The sequence below is a fragment of the Actinoplanes campanulatus genome (assembly GCF_014647795.1).
GTDB classification, from domain to species: domain Bacteria; phylum Actinomycetota; class Actinomycetes; order Mycobacteriales; family Micromonosporaceae; genus Actinoplanes; species Actinoplanes campanulatus.
The window spans coordinates 1-632 of sequence record NZ_BMPW01000090.1 but is presented as its reverse complement, the minus strand read 5'-3'; the positions used below and the strand labels follow the sequence as shown (position 1 = coordinate 632).

1 protein-coding gene is annotated in these 632 nt (G+C 70.3%); it reads left to right on the top strand.

Going from position 1 to position 632, the window contains the following annotated elements:
* The coding region (locus tag IEZ13_RS47390; RefSeq protein WP_229795835.1) for a hypothetical protein at positions 1-451 on the top strand (451 nt) is incomplete at its 5' end.
* Between the last annotated feature and the right edge of the window lie 181 nt (positions 452-632).

Genomic DNA, 632 nt, shown 5'->3' with positions numbered 1-632 from the left:
GGCCACCGGTGCTGACGCGGCCACCACCAGGCGCACCCTCGACCGACTCACATCGGCCGGCGTGCTGATCCAGACCCGCTACGGATGGCGCAGACGTGCCACCGACTACCGTGGAGCGGCCGCTGCTCGCCTCGACGTCTCAGGACGCCTCGACGATCGAGCCCGCCGCTACCGCATCGAGCGCGAGCTGTGGGCATGGTGGCAGGCCGAGGAGGCATGGATGCGGGCACCGCGGCGCACAGCTCCGAGCCGACGACCTGGCCCCGGCCAGCTCGCACTCCTGCCCGAGCTAGGAACCAACGCCTACGGAGCACACCCGCGCCGAGCAGACGGCCGAGCCGACTATCGAGCGGCCCGAGCAATGCTCTCCGGCCCGTCGGCAGACGCCGACGAGCCGTGGACCCTAGAGCGCGACCTGGTGCACGTCCTGGGGGCCGTGCGGATCGCGTAACCACGCGGCCCTCCGGGCCGTTTTCGACGGCCGCTTGCGCGGCCGGCAGCGAACGCGCCACGGCGCTCATTTTTTACCATTGAAGCCTTCGGCAGCATACGGTCGTCCGGCCTCCGCGCAAGTGCTTTCGCGGCATATCCTCCCTCACTCGCTGCGCTCCCTCAGTCCGGTATTCCACGGT